Origin of the sequence: Halomonas sp. 3D7M, assembly GCF_014897885.1 — a bacterium.
Taxonomy (GTDB): Bacteria; Pseudomonadota; Gammaproteobacteria; order Pseudomonadales; family Halomonadaceae; genus Vreelandella.
Genome location: NZ_JABUZF010000264.1, coordinates 81170 through 97440 on the forward strand (window position 1 = coordinate 81170; position 16271 = coordinate 97440).

Annotated in this window: 15 protein-coding genes and 1 pseudogene; 13 read left to right on the forward strand and 3 right to left on the reverse strand. The window is 54.1% G+C overall.

Going from position 1 to position 16271, the window contains the following annotated elements:
* The 4 genes and pseudogenes from INT22_RS21380 to INT22_RS17440 form a co-directional block, all read left to right on the forward strand.
* A pseudogene (locus INT22_RS21380) lies at positions 1 to 557 on the forward strand (PHP domain-containing protein); the annotation flags it as partial.
* A gap of 63 nt (positions 558 to 620) precedes the next feature.
* Positions 621 to 1244 carry an L-threonylcarbamoyladenylate synthase gene (locus INT22_RS17430; protein WP_193061495.1) on the forward strand — a complete coding sequence of 208 codons (624 nt, stop codon included), beginning with the start codon at positions 621 to 623 and terminating at the stop codon, positions 1242 to 1244.
* A gap of 267 nt (positions 1245 to 1511) precedes the next feature.
* Entirely contained in the window at positions 1512 to 2288 is a 777-nt protein-coding gene (locus INT22_RS17435) for a 5'-nucleotidase, lipoprotein e(P4) family (RefSeq protein ID WP_089039044.1), read from the forward strand.
* A gap of 367 nt (positions 2289 to 2655) precedes the next feature.
* Positions 2656 to 4080 carry an esterase-like activity of phytase family protein gene (locus INT22_RS17440; protein ID WP_193068649.1) on the forward strand — a complete coding sequence of 475 codons (1425 nt, stop codon included), beginning with the start codon at positions 2656 to 2658 and terminating at the stop codon, positions 4078 to 4080.
* A gap of 73 nt (positions 4081 to 4153) precedes the next feature.
* On the opposite strand, the gene INT22_RS17445 is transcribed toward INT22_RS17440, so the two are convergent.
* Together INT22_RS17445 and INT22_RS17450 are read right to left on the reverse strand one after the other, a co-directional pair.
* Complete coding sequence (locus tag INT22_RS17445; RefSeq protein ID WP_193061493.1) at positions 4154 to 5077, reverse strand: ion transporter; 924 nt, start codon at positions 5075 to 5077, stop codon at positions 4154 to 4156.
* A 29-nt stretch (positions 5078 to 5106) separates the two neighbouring features.
* Entirely contained in the window at positions 5107 to 6015 is a 909-nt protein-coding gene (locus tag INT22_RS17450; protein ID WP_193061492.1) for a CYTH domain-containing protein, read from the reverse strand.
* A gap of 135 nt (positions 6016 to 6150) precedes the next feature.
* Between INT22_RS17450 and INT22_RS17455 the strand changes: the two genes are divergently transcribed.
* From INT22_RS17455 to INT22_RS17490, 8 genes are all read left to right on the forward strand, one after another.
* Positions 6151 to 6831 carry a TIGR00153 family protein gene (locus INT22_RS17455; RefSeq protein WP_089039040.1) on the forward strand — a complete coding sequence of 227 codons (681 nt, stop codon included), beginning with the start codon at positions 6151 to 6153 and terminating at the stop codon, positions 6829 to 6831.
* A gap of 9 nt (positions 6832 to 6840) precedes the next feature.
* A complete protein-coding gene (locus INT22_RS17460; RefSeq protein WP_193061491.1) occupies positions 6841 to 8106 on the forward strand; it encodes an inorganic phosphate transporter in 1266 nt (421 codons plus the stop codon).
* A 146-nt stretch (positions 8107 to 8252) separates the two neighbouring features.
* Positions 8253 to 9566: an amino-acid N-acetyltransferase gene (gene argA, locus INT22_RS17465; protein ID WP_193061490.1), complete on the forward strand. Its 1314-nt coding sequence runs from the start codon at positions 8253 to 8255 to the stop codon at positions 9564 to 9566.
* Positions 9567 to 9820: 254 nt separating this feature from the next.
* The gene (gene glnH / locus INT22_RS17470) at positions 9821 to 10558 is read left to right on the forward strand and encodes a glutamine ABC transporter substrate-binding protein GlnH (RefSeq protein WP_193061489.1); all 738 of its coding nucleotides are present in this window, start codon (positions 9821 to 9823) and stop codon (positions 10556 to 10558) included.
* Positions 10559 to 10625: 67 nt separating this feature from the next.
* On the forward strand, positions 10626 to 11282 hold the full coding sequence (gene glnP / locus INT22_RS17475; RefSeq protein ID WP_193061488.1) for a glutamine ABC transporter permease GlnP: 657 nt from the start codon (positions 10626 to 10628) through the stop codon (positions 11280 to 11282).
* Complete coding sequence (gene glnQ / locus INT22_RS17480) at positions 11279 to 12007, forward strand: glutamine ABC transporter ATP-binding protein GlnQ (protein WP_193061487.1); 729 nt, start codon at positions 11279 to 11281, stop codon at positions 12005 to 12007. The genes glnP and glnQ overlap by 4 nt, the downstream gene beginning before the upstream one ends.
* A complete protein-coding gene (locus INT22_RS17485; protein WP_193061486.1) occupies positions 12000 to 13031 on the forward strand; it encodes a C45 family autoproteolytic acyltransferase/hydolase in 1032 nt (343 codons plus the stop codon). Before glnQ ends, INT22_RS17485 begins: the two co-directional genes overlap by 8 nt.
* Positions 13003 to 13956: a MurR/RpiR family transcriptional regulator gene (locus tag INT22_RS17490; protein ID WP_193061485.1), complete on the forward strand. Its 954-nt coding sequence runs from the start codon at positions 13003 to 13005 to the stop codon at positions 13954 to 13956. Before INT22_RS17485 ends, INT22_RS17490 begins: the two co-directional genes overlap by 29 nt.
* A 3-nt stretch (positions 13957 to 13959) precedes the next feature.
* Here the strand turns inward: INT22_RS17490 and xseA are convergent, their stop codons facing one another.
* The gene (gene xseA / locus INT22_RS17495) at positions 13960 to 15300 is read right to left on the reverse strand and encodes an exodeoxyribonuclease VII large subunit (RefSeq protein ID WP_193061484.1); all 1341 of its coding nucleotides are present in this window, start codon (positions 15298 to 15300) and stop codon (positions 13960 to 13962) included.
* Positions 15301 to 15475: 175 nt separating this feature from the next.
* On the opposite strand from xseA, the gene guaB reads away from it, so the two are divergent.
* The coding region (gene guaB / locus INT22_RS21385; RefSeq protein WP_226912857.1) for an IMP dehydrogenase at positions 15476 to 16271 on the forward strand (796 nt) is incomplete at its 3' end.

Here is a 16271-nt window from a genome sequence, read left to right on the forward strand (position 1 = left end):
GGCTGGAAAAAATGGGCTTACCTGACGCGCTCGAAAAGGCACGCGCTCAGGCAGGCAGCGACCGCCCCTTAGGCAGGCCCGACTTTGCCCGCGCGCTGGTCGCTGAAGGAGTAGTTGATGACTGGGCCGGCGCGTTTAAGCGCTATTTAGGCAGTGGTAAAAAAGGCGATGTAAAAGCTCATTGGCCGGAAATCAGTGATGCAGTCGCCTGGGTAGTGGCCTCAGGCGGTGTGGCAGTGCTGGCGCATCCGCTGCGCTATGGGCTTACCCGGCGCAAGCGAGGTTTGCTGATGGATACCTTTCAAGCCGCCGGTGGGCAGAGCGTTGAGCTAGTGAGTGGTCAGCAGAATCCAGACAGCACTCGCGATCTCGCTCGGCAATTAGTGGAGCGCGATTTATACGCCTCCATGGGCAGCGATTTTCATTTTCCTGGCAGCCACGCCGCCCCCGGCAGTATGAGCTTAATACCTCGCACTGCTGCGCCGCCGATTTGGCAGCATCCGCGCTTAGTTCATTTGCGCGATGCGCCCAGTGGTATGTTAGGTCCTGGGTCTTAAACCGCATATCGGCTAACCTAGAAACTAAATGGACAACGATATGCCCAAGGGCAGGAGCAAGCGATGAGTCAATATTTCCAGATTCACCCCGAAAACCCGCAGAAACGCTTGATTGATCAAGCGATAGATATTATCCGCAAAGGTGGTGTGGTCGCGTATCCGACGGATTCGGGCTATGCACTGGGTTGCCACTTGGGTGAAAAAAAAGCCATTGAGAAGATCAAATGGCTGCGCTCGTTAGACGATAAGCACAATTTCACGCTGATGTGTTCGGATCTTTCCGAGATTGGCACTTACGCGAAAGTGGATAACGCAGTGTTTCGGCTGCTGAAGGCTCATACCCCTGGCCCATACACCTTTATTTTGGATGCCACCACAGAGGTTCCGCGCCTGTTGCTGCACCCGAAGCGCCGCTCCATTGGCGTGCGTGTGCCTGATCACCACATTACCCACGCGCTGCTTGATGCGTTGGGTGAGCCGTTGATGAGCGTCACCTTGATTCCGGTAGGAGATACCCTGCCAATGAGCGATCCTGAGGAGATTCGCGACCGCTTCGGGTCACACCTTGATGCCATTATCGATGGCGGTGCTTGCCACCTTGACCCCACCAGTGTGATTGACCTACGCGAGCTGCCGCCCAAAATTGTGCGGGAAGGGCGCGGCGATATTACGCCGTTTACGAGTTAACACCATTCTCTAGTTGATATTGGCAACCTCCTGGTGACAAGTCACGAGGGGGTTGCTGTCGTCCCGCCTGTCTCTCCATCACCTAAAATCCACAAAATCGTTAAACAAGGCATGCGCAACTTATTCATTTAGCGCGCTATCTTTCTTATTTGAATGATCAATAAAAATAAATTATGATGATTATGCTTATTATTGATAATTAATAATGATGGGTGGTGTGGGATTCCCCTCTTAACCTGATAACCATCACTGACAGGAGATTGCTTAATGACGATATCTCGATACCGCAACGCTGCCACTGCAACCGCATTTGCAAGCTTGGCGCTACTTCCTTTATCAGGGAACGCAGTAGCCGACGACGCTAGCGCTTGTGATCAAGTTGAGTACGCCATGGGGCTTCGTTACCAACAGCAATCCGCAGAAATAACTGCTTTACAGCGCCAAGGCTTTGAGCTGGCGACCTATCGCTTGGAAAAACAAATTGAGGCGCATGGTGAGGGTGCCGATTTGGCCATCATTACCGATGTGGATGAGACGCTCATCGATAATAGCGCTTTGCTAGTGCGCGATATGCAGGCCTGCCACGACTTCACTACTTGGGATACTTGGTTGCATTGGGAGCGCGAGGGCGAGCCACGTTTGATCCCAGGCGCGAAAGACTTTCTCGAATTTGCCGATGAGCAAGGTGTGTCGATCTACTATGTGTCGGATCGCTACCAGGAAAATAAAGCGGATACGCTGGCCACTATGGAAGCATTAGAGCTTCCCCAGGTATCTGACGAGCGCGTCATGCTACTTGGCCCACCCAAGACCGAGCGTCGCGCTATCGTCGAAGACAGTCATACGTTGGTGATGCAGTTGGGCGATACGCTGCATGACTTCTCGGGTGATTTTGTCGACGCAAGTCTTGAAGAGCAGCGCGACCTGGTTAACGACCACGCTGAGCGCTTTGGTCAAGACTGGATTGTTTTCCCCAATGCCAGTTACGGAAGCTGGAGCGACGCGGAGCTTAACGCGTGGGAAGCACCGTTTGAAAGCGAATAAAATGTAACCACTTCCATCGTGCCGTTACTATAGAGGAGACGCCCTGGTTAATAGCCAGGGCGTTTTCCTTATTAGCCCCGCAAGTTGTCCCTGTGCCGCTAGTCACTAACATGTCATTCACCTGTCATTGGTTGTCACTAAATTATCGTGGTGGCCGTGAACAATAGCGATATGCCATAACAAATCGAACCTTGTCGGTGTGAGCACGTTTCATTAAGACAGCCGTGACGGCTCCACCCCCATTAGATATTCCTGCCACTAGACTTTTCGTAACTTGCCTTGCCCTGGGTCACGGTGGAAATTGTGCCTGTGGAGGCGGCTGAGACGCCAACGGGCGTCAACCTGTATTCAATAAGGAAACCAACCAATGAACCGTCATAAGCTTTTTATGGCATCCTTACTGACGTCCTCCCTGCTGGTGGGCTGCGGTGATAACGCTAACGCTGATGATACCAATGCCTCCGTGTTCGACAGCTTCCCCGCCGCTGGTGTGTTTCTTCCCCACAGCGTATTACGGGATGATCTAATAGATGGCAAATCTCAGCAGGCTTTTGAGATCCGTAATGGCGGTTTTGGGTCGGCAATGACCGCTCATCCCACGGATTCAACGCGCTTCTATGCATTGACTGACCGCGGCCCCAATGCCAATTTTGTTGGTGACTATGGCAAGGGGAAAATATTTCCGACACCGGACTATACGCCCCGTATCGGCCTGTTTGAGCTTCAAACGAACGGTGTGATCGAACAGGTTACTACCATTCTACTCAAGCGCCCCGACGGAACCGAGATCAGTGGTCTGCCTAACAGCTTGGCACTCGGTGGAACAGGTGAAACCCCTTACCATGCCAATGGCCAGCCGATCTTAGTAGACGATAGCCAGCCCTATAATGAAGTTACTAATCCGATCCGCTTGGATGATTATGGTCTGGATGGCGAAGGGCTGGTGGCGCTATCGGACGGCACCTTCTGGGTTAGTGATGAGTACGGTCCGCACATGGTCCACTTCGATGCCGAAGGTCGTGAAATCGGTCGAATCAACCCCTTTGCCGACGATGACCGGGTCGAGATGAACCTGCCAGCAGAGTTTGCCAATCGGCGTGCCAACCGAGGTATGGAAGGGCTGGCTATCACGCCGGATGAGAAAACGCTGGTAGGTATTATGCAGTCCACACTGTACAACCCGGGCAGTACGGTGAAAGACCTGGATATCACCCGCATCGTCACGGTGAACCTGGACTCGGGCGAGACTGGACAGTACCTCTACCGCCAAGAGCAAAATCAGAATTCCAACTCAGAGCTTGTTGCCCTGAGCGCCACTGAGTTTTTGGTGCTTGAACGAGATGGCCGCTTTCTGAGCGGTGGCCCCGACGGTGATGAGGCTGCGGCGCCCGATGCTCAGAAGCAGGTTTATCGCATTGACCTTGCCTCGGGCACCAATCTTGAAGCGGTCTCAGCCAACGGCGACCTGAAACAGGATGCCGAGCTGGGTCTAACCTTGGCAGGCAAAACCTTGGAAGAAGTGGTTCTAGAGCAGGGGTGGGGCGCTCTGGCCAGCGCTGGAATTGAGCCAGTGAGCAAGTCTCTGGTGGTGGATATGGTGGCGGAAGTCAACTATCCCCACGATAAAATGGAAGGTCTATGGGTGATTGATGACCAACGCCTGGGGGTACTGAACGACGATGATTTCGCCACCTGGTCCACCGATGGTCAACTCGAGCAGAAGATGCTGGACGCCAACACTGTGGATGGCGGCCGCTTGTTTATTATCGAGGCCGACCTGAGCACCGATTGATCAACGTAGCGGCCTAGCAATCACATAATCTTCCTAAATGAATTACTGCGCGCCCTGGGTTTGGCTATTTTGGTTAGCTGTCCTGGGGCGTGTTTGTGTCTTCGTCTCCCCCGTGGCTATCTTTTTCTTTTTGATCTGCTGCTTTCTTACGCGGGTCTTCGCTGTCTTCATCCAGCCAGGTGCCACAGCGCAGGCAGTAACGAGCGCGCTTTTCATGGCGGTCATGGCCACAGCCGGGGCAGGCTTCTTCTGAATAACGGTCTTCGCGAATAGAGCGGATTACCTGGGCGGAAAATACCCCGGTAGGCACGGCAATAATCGAATAGCCCAACAGCATCAGAATCATCGTGATCGCTTTGCCTATCGACGTGGCGGGGACAATATCGCCGTAGCCCACCGTGGTCATACTCACGATCGCCCAATACATCGACATAGGAATGCTGGTAAAACCGGCTTCTGGTGACTCGATGGTGTACATCAGCGCAGCAAACAGTATGACGACCATCATGATGCTGCTAAAAAACAGCAGGATTTGACGAAGGCTGCGTTTAAGCGCATCGAGCAGTAAACGCCCCTCGCCGATAAACTCCATCAATCTCAAAATCCGGAAAATGCGTAGCACCCGCAGCACCCGAACAATGACGAGTCCGTGGGCACCAGGCATCAGCAGGACTAACCAGGCTGGGATAATCGCGATCACATCGACAATACCGTAGAAGCTTTTGAGGTAAATCGTTGGTCGCTCTAAACAGTAAATCCGCACCGCCAGTTCAATGCTGAAAAGTAGCGTAAATAGCCACTCTGCATAGTAAAAAATGTGCCCGTAGCGTTCGGAATAACTATCTACGCTGTCCAGCAAGATGACCGCCACGCTGATTAGAATGGCGATAATCAGCGCAATATCAAACCCTTTGGCTCCCGGCGTATCGGACTCGAAAATAATATGAAAAAGCCGTGTGCGCAGTCCTTCTGCACCGGGAGTTAATTGAAAACTCATCGCGACATCCTGAAGTGGGCTGAATGTTTCTAGCGTAGCGTGGTTTGATAGGCGAAGCGATGCGCCAGGGTTAACGCAGCAGCGCCATAAGCGGGCGTTGGGTGGCCATTATCAGTCAGTGCTGTGGTCAGCGTCTGAGCGTTACGGCGGGTACCTTCATCCAACTGCGGATGGGTCGCCAGTGTGGCTAATGCCTGCTGTGCGATAGTTAAGTGTTCCGCAAGACCACTGTCGTGGTAGGCGTCCAGCGCCACTGTGGCTCTGTGTAGCCACTCAGCCGGTGCGTCAGCGTCAGGTAGTGCCCACTGCTGCACGCCTAGCGCATTGCCGCGAGCGGCTTTGCTGGTATCAGAAGGGCGCAGCGGTACGCTTTCCGCGAGCGTTAATGCTAGCGCCCAAAGCGCCTCTGGTTCACCCGCTTTGAGTTCCAGCTCGACCTCGCAAATAGCCGCTTGAGCACCACCGCTGACAATCTCTCCTTCGTCCAACACTAGCTCGATATGGCTGCCCTGCCAGTCGATTTGCCAGCTGCGCCGGGTAAAGTCGGTGCGCAGCGCAGGTTGTAGCGCGGAAATGACGGTGCCTAGTGAACCTTTGAACGGCGGAAGGGCAGCCAAGCCATGCTGGTCAAGCTGTGGGCTAGGAACTTGCCACTCCCACTCTTGTCGGGTAGAAAGGCCGCCACCACCATGGCCGGCGGTTTTCACCGTTTGCAGCACGCGATCATCAACTTGGCGTAAGCGCACGGCAATCCGTGCATTCGCCATATCTCCCGCAGGGGTATCGAAATAGGTGTTCGACAGATGTTGACGTTGGGGTGTTTCGGCTAGTGCTGCGTGGCACAGCAGCGTGTTTAGTTGAGCTGGCGCAAGGGCGAGTTTAAGCTCTATTTCGGTAGGCGCTGAAACAGAATCAGCAGTAGATGTTGAATTTTTCATGACATTAGCCACCTTTGTATTGTGACGTTTCAATTAATTTTTCATGACATTGTGAACTTTTCATGACGGCGGCGAGCGCACTCTTTATACTGGCGCCGCCATTTCCAGGCTCCCCGAAAACAGGCTAAAGGCTATATGGTTACCTCCAACCCTTTTTCCGCGATGTTTGGCCGCTCGCCATTCCAGCCGCTGCTGGCCCACATCGTCAAGGCCAATGAATGTGCCGACCAACTGTTGCCGTTCTTCGAAGCATCGCTTGCCGGTGATTGGGATACCGCAGCTGTACTGCGTGAAAACGTTACCCGCTTAGAGCATGACGCCGACACGTTGAAAACAGAGCTTCGGCTTAACCTGCCCAATACGATGTTCCTTCCCGTCTCGCGGTCCGACTTGCTCGACCTTATCAGCGTGCAGGATAAAATCGCCAACAAGGTGCGCGACATTACCGGCATTATGCTGGGGCGTAAAATGCGTGTGCCCAATGAGCTGGCCGATCCCATGCGCGATTATATGCGTACCAGCGTGGCGTGTGTGTCCCAGGCTCGCCAAGCGCTTGAAGAGCTGAAAGAGCTGCTTGAGTCCGGTTTTGGACGCAATGTTTCCGATGTTATCCAGAATATGATCCGTGAGCTGCACACACTTGAGCACCAAGCCGACAGCCAGCAGATCGCGATACGTCGCCAACTGTTTGAGCTTGAAAGCCAACTTCCGCCTGTTGATGTGATTTTCCTTTACAAAATCATTGAGTGGGTCGGTGAAGTTTCTGATCGCGCTGAACGCGTGGGCAGCCGCCTACAGATTTTGACCGCACGCTAAGGGGTACCCATGCAGATTATTGCCCAGCACGGTGAAATTTTTATCATCCTGGCCTGTTTGTTTGGCTTTTTTATGGCTTGGGGCGTTGGCGCGAATGATGTTGCCAATGCGATGGGGACCTCGGTGGGGTCGAAAGCGATCACCATCAAACAAGCAATTTTGATTGCGGTAGTCTTTGAATTTTTAGGCGCATGGCTGGCGGGTGGTGAGGTGACCAACACCATTCGTAAAGGCATTATTGACCCAGAATTGCTCCAGGAAGATCCACAGTTACTAGTGTACGGTATGTTATCAGCGCTGCTAGCAGCGGGTACTTGGTTACTGGCAGCATCGATGAAAGGTTGGCCGGTTTCCACGACGCATTCCATTGTAGGCGCCATTGTGGGCTTTGCCGTAGCGGGATTGGGTGCCTCTACGGTTGATTGGGGCGCTGTTGGCACCATTGCAGCAAGCTGGGTCGTTTCTCCTCTTTTAGCGGGTACTATCGGCTTCGTGCTGTTCAAATCAGTGCACCACCTGATTTTTGAAAATGATAATCCCTTTATGGCTGCCAAACGCTATGTGCCGGGCTACGTATTTTTGGTTGGTTTTATTGTGGCGATGGTCACGCTAACCAAAGGTCTGTCTCACGTTGGGCTAGACCTGACCTTTAGTCAAAGCCTGCTGCTGTCTATCTTGTTAGGACTTGTGATCATGGGTGTAGGCCTGTTGATGCAGCGTCGTATCAAGTTTGAGAAAAATGCCAACGATCACTTTGGATACGCCAATGTTGAGCGGGTCTTCGGCGTATTAATGATCTTTACTGCGTGCGCCATGGCGTTTGCTCACGGCTCTAACGACGTTGCGAACGCGGTTGGCCCGCTAGCGGCGGTCATTAGCGTGGTACAAACTGGCGGCCAAATTGAAGGCTCTGCGTTGGTGCCCTGGTGGGTATTGGTACTGGGCGGTGCTGGCATCGTGGTGGGCTTAGTAACTTACGGCCACAAAGTCATTGCCACCGTGGGAACCGGTATTACTGAACTCACTCCCAGCCGTGGCTTTGCTGCCACGCTGGCAGCCGCGACCACAGTGGTATTAGCTTCCGGCACGGGTCTGCCAATTTCAACCACCCACACACTGGTGGGGGCGATATTAGGCGTAGGGCTTGCCCGGGGTATGGCGGCGCTTAACCTGCGTGTTATTGGCACCATCGCCATGTCCTGGCTGATTACGCTACCTGCCGGGGCTGGTTTGGCTATTCTGTTCTTCTTTATGTTCAAAGGCATGTTTGGTTAACAGCAAGGGGTAACTCCGCCCTATACGTGACTGCTTGGCCAAACGCACAGCGGCATCTTCTTTTACACAAGAAGGTGCCGCTGTTTTTTATGCTCTGTTAAAGTAAACGCTGATACTTTCATTCACCTGCTGCCGGAGAGCGGCCCTTGGACACACGCTTCCCTTTTGTTGATTGGTTTCGTAATGCTTCGCCCTACATTAATGCGCACCGGGGACGAACCTTTGTCATCTTAATTGAGGGCGAAGCCATGGCGTCTGGCCGAGGAGAGCAACTGATTCAAGATTTAGCGCTGCTACACACCCTGGGGGTGCGGCTAGTTGTGGTGTTTGGTATTCGCCCACAAGTGCATGACGCATTGACGGCTGCCGGTGTCGAGCCAACACGGGTGGATGGTCGCTGGGTAGCTGATCGAGCGGTGATGGCTCACGTGGAACAGGTGGCCGCACACCAGCGCTTATGGCTAGAAGCTCGTCTTTCCTTGGGGCTGCCTAGCACGCCGCTACACGGTGTAGAGCTTAGCGTGATTTCCGGTAACTTGGTGACCGCTAAGCCATTAGGGGTGCGTGAAGGCATCGATTTTGATCACAGTGGTGAAGTCCGCCGAGTGCGTTCGAGCGCTATTGAAGGGCTGTTGGAAAAAGGCTCACTGGTGCTGCTGCCGCCGCTGGGCTTCTCCAGCACAGGTGAAGTGTTTGATTTAGATGCCTCGGAAGTCGCACAACAGGCTGCCGTCGCGCTGAAAGCGGATAAGCTGATTCTATTAGGCGAGTCGGAAGGGCTTGAAGACGAACACGGTGCACTATTGCGCCAGCTTTCCCCGGCAGAGGCCGAGCCGCGCCTGCAACAGGCGTTACCGGGCAGTGAGCTGGCACGCCACTTGAACGCCGCCTGCACCGCCGCCAGAGAAGGGGTGGCGCGCACCCACCTGCTTTCCTGGCGCAACCACGATGCGCTGTTAGGGGAACTGTTCACCCGTGACGGCGTTGGCACCATGATCACCCAACACCGCTACGAGCAACTGCGCCCAGCCACGTTGAACGACGTCGCTGGCCTGCTAGAGCTGCTGGAGCCACTGGAGCGACGTGGCATGTTGGTGGCTCGTTCGCGGGAACGCCTAGAGCACGAAATCGACGACTACATGGTCATCGAACGTGATGGCATGGTGATTGGCTGTGCAGCATTGCATGTTTTTCCAGACACCACGGTGGGGGAAATGGCCTGTGTCGCGGTGCACGGTAACTATCGCGGCGGTGAGCGCGGCGAGCGCTTAGTGGAAGCGTTAGAACGCCGCGCCCGGCAGCGTGGGCTTTCCGAAATGTTTGTGTTAACTACCCACACGGCTCACTGGTTTGTCGAACACGGCTTCCGTGCTGCAAGCTTAGATGATCTGCCGCCGCTAAAACGCGAAGCCTACAACCACGCCCGAAAATCCAAGGTGTTGGTGAAAAATCTAGCCTAAAAACGCTTACTTAAAGAGAAATATCTAGATGAGCCGGGTGTCTTTGCGACACCCGGTTTCGTATGCGTGTAAAAAATAAATGAAAATATTTGGTCATTTTATGTATTTGTGCAATTATATTTGCAGATATGCTTGTAGATAAAACCAGCAAAGCCAATCCAAGCCCATCTAAACCAAACCAATAACAACACCGTTATCTACACGCTACGTCACTCACACATAACCAATAACATCGACGTCACGAGGACTTCTCCATGAAAACACTAACCACGTTAATGGCTGCTACTGCATTTTCTCTCACTGCAGCGACTGCCGCCGCAGACAAGCTAGTGGTTGCCACTGATACTGCCTTTGTGCCCTTTGAGTTTGCTCAAGACGGTGAATATGTCGGTTTTGATATCGATATGTGGACAATGATTGCCGAAGAGCTTGAGCTGGAGTTCGAACTAAGGCCAATGGATTTCAATGGCATTATTCCCGGCCTGCAGACTGGCCAGTTAGATGTTGCCCTGGCGGGGATTACTATCCGTGAAGACCGTGCCGAGGTGATTGATTTTTCAGATGGCTACTACGAAAGCGGCTTCCGCATCATGGTGCCAATTGATAGTGATATCGAAAGTGCTGAAGACTTAGCAGGTAAAATGCTGGCCGTTCGCACCGGCACCTCTGCTGCTGACTATGCACGGGAAAACTTCACCGACACCGAGCTACGCCAGTTCCCCAATATCGACAATGCCTACCTGGAGTTACGCACCGGCCGCGTTGATGCCGCGATGCATGATACGCCCAATGTTCTCTACTACATTGCCACCGCTGGTGACGGCCAAGTAAAAGCCGTGGGTGAGCAGATGATGGCGCACGAGTATGGCATTGCGTTTCCCAAGGGAAGCGAGCTGGTCGAGCCAGTTAACCAAGCATTAGCGGCTATGCGGGAAGATGGCCGCTACGACGAAATTTATGCGAAGTGGTTCGGCGAATCGCCCAACGAATAATCTCCTGAAATTTTATTTACTAGCGGAGGGCTTCCTCCGCTGACGTTGGATTGTCAGGAGAGTCTAGATGAATATCGATTGGTCGATTGTTATAGGGTTTTTGCCCGCGTTGCTCAATGGCGCAAAAATCACGCTGTATATCACCGTAACGGGGTTGATCGGTGGTATTACGCTGGGGGCTGTTATTGGCCTGATGCGCGCCTACGGCGGCTATATCCTCAATACACTGGCGTTTATCTACGTCGAAATTATTCGAGGTACGCCGATTGTTGTACAGGTGATGTTTCTGTATTTCGCCTTGCCGGTGCTGGTGGATATCCGCATTGACCCGATGACGACAGCAATCCTTGCGATTGTCATTAATGCTGGGGCGTACGTTGCTGAGATTGTGCGTGGCGCAGTGCTGTCGATTTCAAAAGGATTAACCGAGGCAGGACGTGCTATCGGTTTGCCGCGCTGGAAAGTGGTGGTCTATATCGTTGGACCGCTCGCCTTTCGCCGCTTGATTCCACCGCTGGGTAACCAGTGCATTGTCAGCCTGAAAGATACTTCCTTGTTTATTGTGATCGGTGTCGGCGAACTGACGCGCACCGGCCAGGAAATCATGGCGGCTAACTTCCGTGCAGTCGAAATATGGACGGCGGTTGCCGTGTTCTACCTGATTATGACCGGCACGTTGTCGCTGCTGCTGCGTATCGTTGAGAAGCGGATGAGGATCTTATGAGCGCCATCATAGAATTCAAGAATGTGTCCAAGCACTTTGGCCCGCTTAAGGTACTTGATAAGGTTGATCTGGATATCAATCGTGGCGAAGTGGTCGTGCTCATAGGACCATCCGGTTCTGGAAAATCCACCTTGTTGCGCTGTATTAACGGGCTGGAAATGATCACCTCGGGTGACCTTCTCGTTGATGGCATGAGCGTTAAGGGAGGCAACAAAACGCTGCGCGAAATTCGCCAGGAAGCGGGCATGGTCTTCCAGCAATTCAACCTATTTCCACAAATGACAGCGCTGGAAAATGTGGCCTTTGGCCAACGCCATGTGCGCAAAATGGGACGTAAGGCGGCTGATAATAGTGCCCAGGGGCTATTGGAAAAAGTCGGCCTGGGGGATAAATCGAAACACTATCCTCATGAGCTTTCTGGTGGGCAGCAGCAGCGGGTCGCTATTGCTCGGGCGTTGGCGATCAAACCCAAAGTAATGCTGTTTGATGAGCCTACCTCAGCGCTTGACCCTGAGCTTAAGCAGGAAGTACTGAATGTTATGCAGAAATTGGCAGAAGAGCAGATGACCATGGTGGTGGTGACCCATGAGATGTCCTTCGCCAAACAGGTTGGCACGCGCTTGATTTTTATGGAACACGGTAAAATTGCGGTTGATGCCAACCCTGTTGATGTCATTGATAACCCGCCTAATGACCGGATGAAGGACTTTCTGCGCCATGTCTAAACAAACGAGCTCTATTGGCTGGCAGATTATCAATGGGCAGCCACGCGACATCGGCGTTGCCCTTGGGCGCGCAGGGCGTGATGCGGTGCATCGCTTTTTGCTGCCAAGCGCTATCTGGGCTGAAATTAACGACCCGATTCACCGGAACGCTGTTGCTATCATGGCAGCCAATACGCAGCGTGATTTTCCTCAAGTGTGGGAAGAGCTAGAGGGGCTTGCGGAAGGTCTTAGCCTACCTATTGAAGCGGTATTTGCCTGGAACTGCCGGGGTGACCTGTTGGCCCATGCACCGGACGGCTGCACGACCTTGGTTCTCCCCGGAGAAACGCCGCTGGTGGCGCATAATGAGGATGGCCTGCCATTCTTCCGTGGCCACTGTTTTATGGCTGAAGTGACATCAGCAATGGGAGAGGGGTTTACCGCTTTCTGCTATCCCGGCTCGATACCGGGCCACACGCTGGCGTTTACCCGCCAGGGCTGGGTGCAGGCGGTCAATAATTTGCGCTTGCTCAATGTGACGCCCAGGGTGCCAAGAATGGTGTTAGGCCGGGCGGCTTTAAGCCAACCCAATGTGGCCGGTGTCGTGGCACTGCTGCAGCATTACAATGAGTGCGGCGGCTTTCATTTTTCGCTTGCCGAATGCGGGCAGCGAGAGGTGATGAGTATTGAGTTTGGTGGTGGGGATGCTGCCCAGATAGCGCTAAATGCCCCCAGCGTGCATGCTAATCATGCGCTGTATCACCCCAGTGGTCTGGCATCGCAATGGGTTACTGATTCCTCACGAGACCGACAGCAGCGTGGAGATCAGCTGCTAGCGGAAGGAGAGACTGCGCCGCTGGCTATCCTGCATGATCAACAAGCCAGCGGCCTGCCCATTCTGCGACTGAGTGCTGACGACCCTGATCACGAGAATACTCTGGTCACGGCGGTCATGCGTCTTGAAGTGGATGGTGTAGCATGGCAACTTTATGATCGCCCTGGAGCGCCACCCGCTTATGACGGAAAACTCTTCTTCGCAAGTTGACTCTTCGCCCTCTAAACACTCGATAGCTGAGCGCCAGCCCCCGGAAACCGTTGACGGTCTGCGTGAACTGGCGCTTAGCATTGCCCGGGGCGAGAGCGAGCTACGTCTTGGCCCCAAATCGCGAGAAGTGCTGGCACGCCTGATCGACCTTCAGGGGGATCAGGTGCTGCTGTCTATTTCTTCGGCAGCTCGTCGGCTAGAGGTCAACCCATCGAGTATTTCTCGTTTGGCACGCTCTCTCGGTTATGCCCGTTTCAGCGATCTACAAAGAGTTCTGCTGAGCGCGAGCTTTACCTCTTCTGCCTCTTTTTACCGCGACCATGCTGCCAGCGCGTTGGCTGCCGACAAGCGCAGTTTGCATGTCCAGGCGGAGCAGCTATGCGCTGAAAATAAGCACAATATCGACCGCTTTCTGCAAGGGGTGAAGCATGATGATATTGAAACTTTCGCCCGAACAGTGATCAATGCGCCCAGGGTTCGGTTGTACGGAGTGCGTCAGTTTCATGCGCTGTGCAGTTTCTCAGCCTACGGGTTAGGCATGTTGCGCCCTGATGTAGCGCTGCTTAGCGACGCTACCAATGGGGTTGCGGAAGGGCTGGCGTCGATGTCCGAAGGTGACGTACTGATTGCCGCCAGTTGCCAGCCCTATACGCGCCAAGTGGTGGATGTGTGCCGGATGGCGCAGGCTCATGGCATTCAAACCTTGGCCGTAACCGACTACGCCAGCTCCGCACTGGTTGAGTATGCCCAGGTATCTATCCTGGTGCCCCATGAAAGCAGCTTTATTTCCAACAGCATGGTGGCTTATTTTGCCGCCATGGAGTGCCTGATTAATGCCTGTGCCACGCTGTCAGGAGATGACGCAGGTAAGGCAATTTCGCGGCGGGACCGCTTTATCACCGAGCTGGATATTGAGATGCGCTGAGCGCTACTGCTTGTAGCGCCGCTTTACTTCTACGTTTAGCCTGCCTTCTCCCAGCCGTAGCGAGAGCTTCTGGCCTGGCGCGGTGTCCTCTGCCCGGCGAATGACATGGCCCTTTTCATCCTGGGCAATGGCATAGCCGCGCCCCAACACCGCCAGTGGGCTGATGGCATTTAGTTCACGGGCGGCGCTACTCAAGCGTGCCTGACGCACTTCCAGCGCTCGCTGCATAGCGCTGGCTAAACGGCGCTGGAGCTGACTAACACGCTCTTGCTCTGTTCGGTGCAGGCGCACCATGTCTTGGCTGGCTAAGCGTTTGCTTAACTGGGTGACCCGCACTTGCTGCTGCTGAACGGTTTGCTGTATGGCGCGCTGCAGCCGTTGACAAAGGGCGGTAACGTGCTGGCGTTGACGTTCAAGTTGCTCGCCTGGGTGGCGAAGGCGGGCGCGCAGGGTATCCAGCCGTTGGCTATCCCGCTCTAAGCGTGCCTGCATGGCACGCTGTAAGCGGTTTTCTGCCTGGATTAATTGTTGCTTAAGCGCATGTTGGTCAGGCACCAAACGCTCGGCCGCTGCTGATGGGGTAGGGGCGCGCATATCGGCGGCGAAATCCGCCAGGGTGACATCCACTTCGTGACCCACTGCCGACATCACCGGCAAGCGGGAGTGAAAAATCGCCCGTGCTAGATGCTCGTTATTAAACGCCCACAGGTCTTCTAAGCTACCGCCGCCGCGGGTGATCAGCACCACATCCTGGTCAGGGTCTAAGCGCGCCTGTCGGTTCAGTAACCCCAGTGCCGAAATCATCGCAGGGGCGGCCTCGTTGCCTTGTACAGGCACCGGAATCAGCGTGACATCTGCCAGTGGCCAGCGCGCCGCCAGTACCGCCAATACATCGCGAATGGCTGCGCCGCTGGCGGAACTCAATATCAAAATTTTGCGGGGAGGAAAGGGCAGGGGGCGCGTATTGGCAAACACACCTTCGCCTTCCAACTGCGCTTTTAGGCGCTCAAACGCTGCCAGCAGTTCCCCCAAGCCCGCCGCCTGTACGGCGTCAGCAATCAACTGATAATCGCCGCGCGGTTCGAACAGCGAGACCCGGCCGCGTAGTTTTACCTGATCGCCATCACGCATAGGCGCCGATACAAAACGCGCCCGTTGGCGAAATAGCGCACAGCGAATTTGTGCCCGGTCATCCTTCAAGGTGAAGTAAATATGCCCAGACGCCGGGCGGGAAACATTGGAAAGCTCGCCCTCTACCCACACTTCGCCCACATCGCGCTCAAGGGTCTGTTTGGCACGCTGATTCAACTGACTAACAGAAAGCGCTTGTGGTGTATCGGGCATAGAGCAACCTTAAAAAGAGAGTGAGCGAGTGGGTAGTTTTCGCAAGAATCCTAGCTTATTAGCCATTGGTCTGGATTGAAAACCTTCTTCACATTGCTGGAAAGGCCCTCAAAACGCTATAATAGGGGATTAACTTTCCACGCCCCACTTCCTCTTCTATCAGGGTGTTGCCGCTATGCTACGTATGGCCCAAGAAGCACTTACGTTCGATGACGTACTCCTCGTTCCCGGCTTCTCCGATATTCTGCCCAAGGATGTCAGCCTCAAAACCCGCCTGACCCGCAATATTTCACTCAATATCCCGCTGCTTTCCGCTGCAATGGATACCGTTACCGAAGCGCGTCTAGCAATTGCGATGGCTCAGGAAGGCGGCATCGGCATTATCCATAAGAGCATGACCATGAGTCAGCAAGCCGCTGAAGTGCGTAAGGTTAAAAAGCACGAAAGCGTGATTGTAAAAGATCCAGTCACCGTTAGCCCTAAGGCGAAGCTGGATGACCTGCTGGCGATGGCGCGTGAGAACGGGTTTTCTGGCTTCCCCGTCGTAGAAGGCGAAACCCTGGTAGGTATTGTGACCGAGCGTGATATGCGCTTCCAGCCCAACCACGGCGACAGCGTAGCGGACATCATGACCCCCCGCGAGCGGTTGGTTACCGTCAAGGAAGGCACCGACCTTGAAACCAGCAAAGCCAAAATGCGCGAACACCGCATCGAGAAAATGCTGATCGTCGATGACGAGTTTCATCTGCGCGGTTTGGTAACTTTCCAAGACATCGAAAAAGCCCGCACGTATCCGATGGCTGCCAAAGATAGCGATGGCCGCTTGTTGGTAGGTGCAGCCGTTGGCACTGGCCCGGAAACGCCGGATCGCGTTGCTGCGCTGGCCGAAGCCGGTGTCGATGTGATCATTGTTGATACTGCCCACGGTCACTCTAAAGGCGTTATCGACCGCGTGCGCTGGATTAAAGAGA

Excerpts from the sequence above, each read along its gene's own strand:
- glnQ (WP_193061487.1), top strand. The coding sequence starts at position 11,279 with ATGAGCGCCATCATAGAATTCAAGAATGTGTCCAAGCACTTTGGCCCG.
- INT22_RS17445 (WP_193061493.1), bottom strand. The coding sequence starts at position 5,077 with ATGAGTTTTCAATTAACTCCCGGTGCAGAAGGACTGCGCACACGGCTT.
- INT22_RS17450 (WP_193061492.1), bottom strand. The coding sequence starts at position 6,015 with ATGAAAAATTCAACATCTACTGCTGATTCTGTTTCAGCGCCTACCGAA.
- INT22_RS17455 (WP_089039040.1), top strand. The coding sequence starts at position 6,151 with ATGGTTACCTCCAACCCTTTTTCCGCGATGTTTGGCCGCTCGCCATTC.
- INT22_RS17485 (WP_193061486.1), top strand. The coding sequence starts at position 12,000 with ATGTCTAAACAAACGAGCTCTATTGGCTGGCAGATTATCAATGGGCAG.
- xseA (WP_193061484.1), bottom strand. The coding sequence starts at position 15,300 with ATGCCCGATACACCACAAGCGCTTTCTGTTAGTCAGTTGAATCAGCGT.
- glnP (WP_193061488.1), top strand. The coding sequence starts at position 10,626 with ATGAATATCGATTGGTCGATTGTTATAGGGTTTTTGCCCGCGTTGCTC.
- INT22_RS17435 (WP_089039044.1), top strand. The coding sequence starts at position 1,512 with ATGACGATATCTCGATACCGCAACGCTGCCACTGCAACCGCATTTGCA.
- INT22_RS17490 (WP_193061485.1), top strand. The coding sequence starts at position 13,003 with ATGACGGAAAACTCTTCTTCGCAAGTTGACTCTTCGCCCTCTAAACAC.
- INT22_RS17430 (WP_193061495.1), top strand. The coding sequence starts at position 621 with ATGAGTCAATATTTCCAGATTCACCCCGAAAACCCGCAGAAACGCTTG.
- INT22_RS17440 (WP_193068649.1), top strand. The coding sequence starts at position 2,656 with ATGAACCGTCATAAGCTTTTTATGGCATCCTTACTGACGTCCTCCCTG.
- INT22_RS17460 (WP_193061491.1), top strand. The coding sequence starts at position 6,841 with ATGCAGATTATTGCCCAGCACGGTGAAATTTTTATCATCCTGGCCTGT.
- glnH (WP_193061489.1), top strand. The coding sequence starts at position 9,821 with ATGAAAACACTAACCACGTTAATGGCTGCTACTGCATTTTCTCTCACT.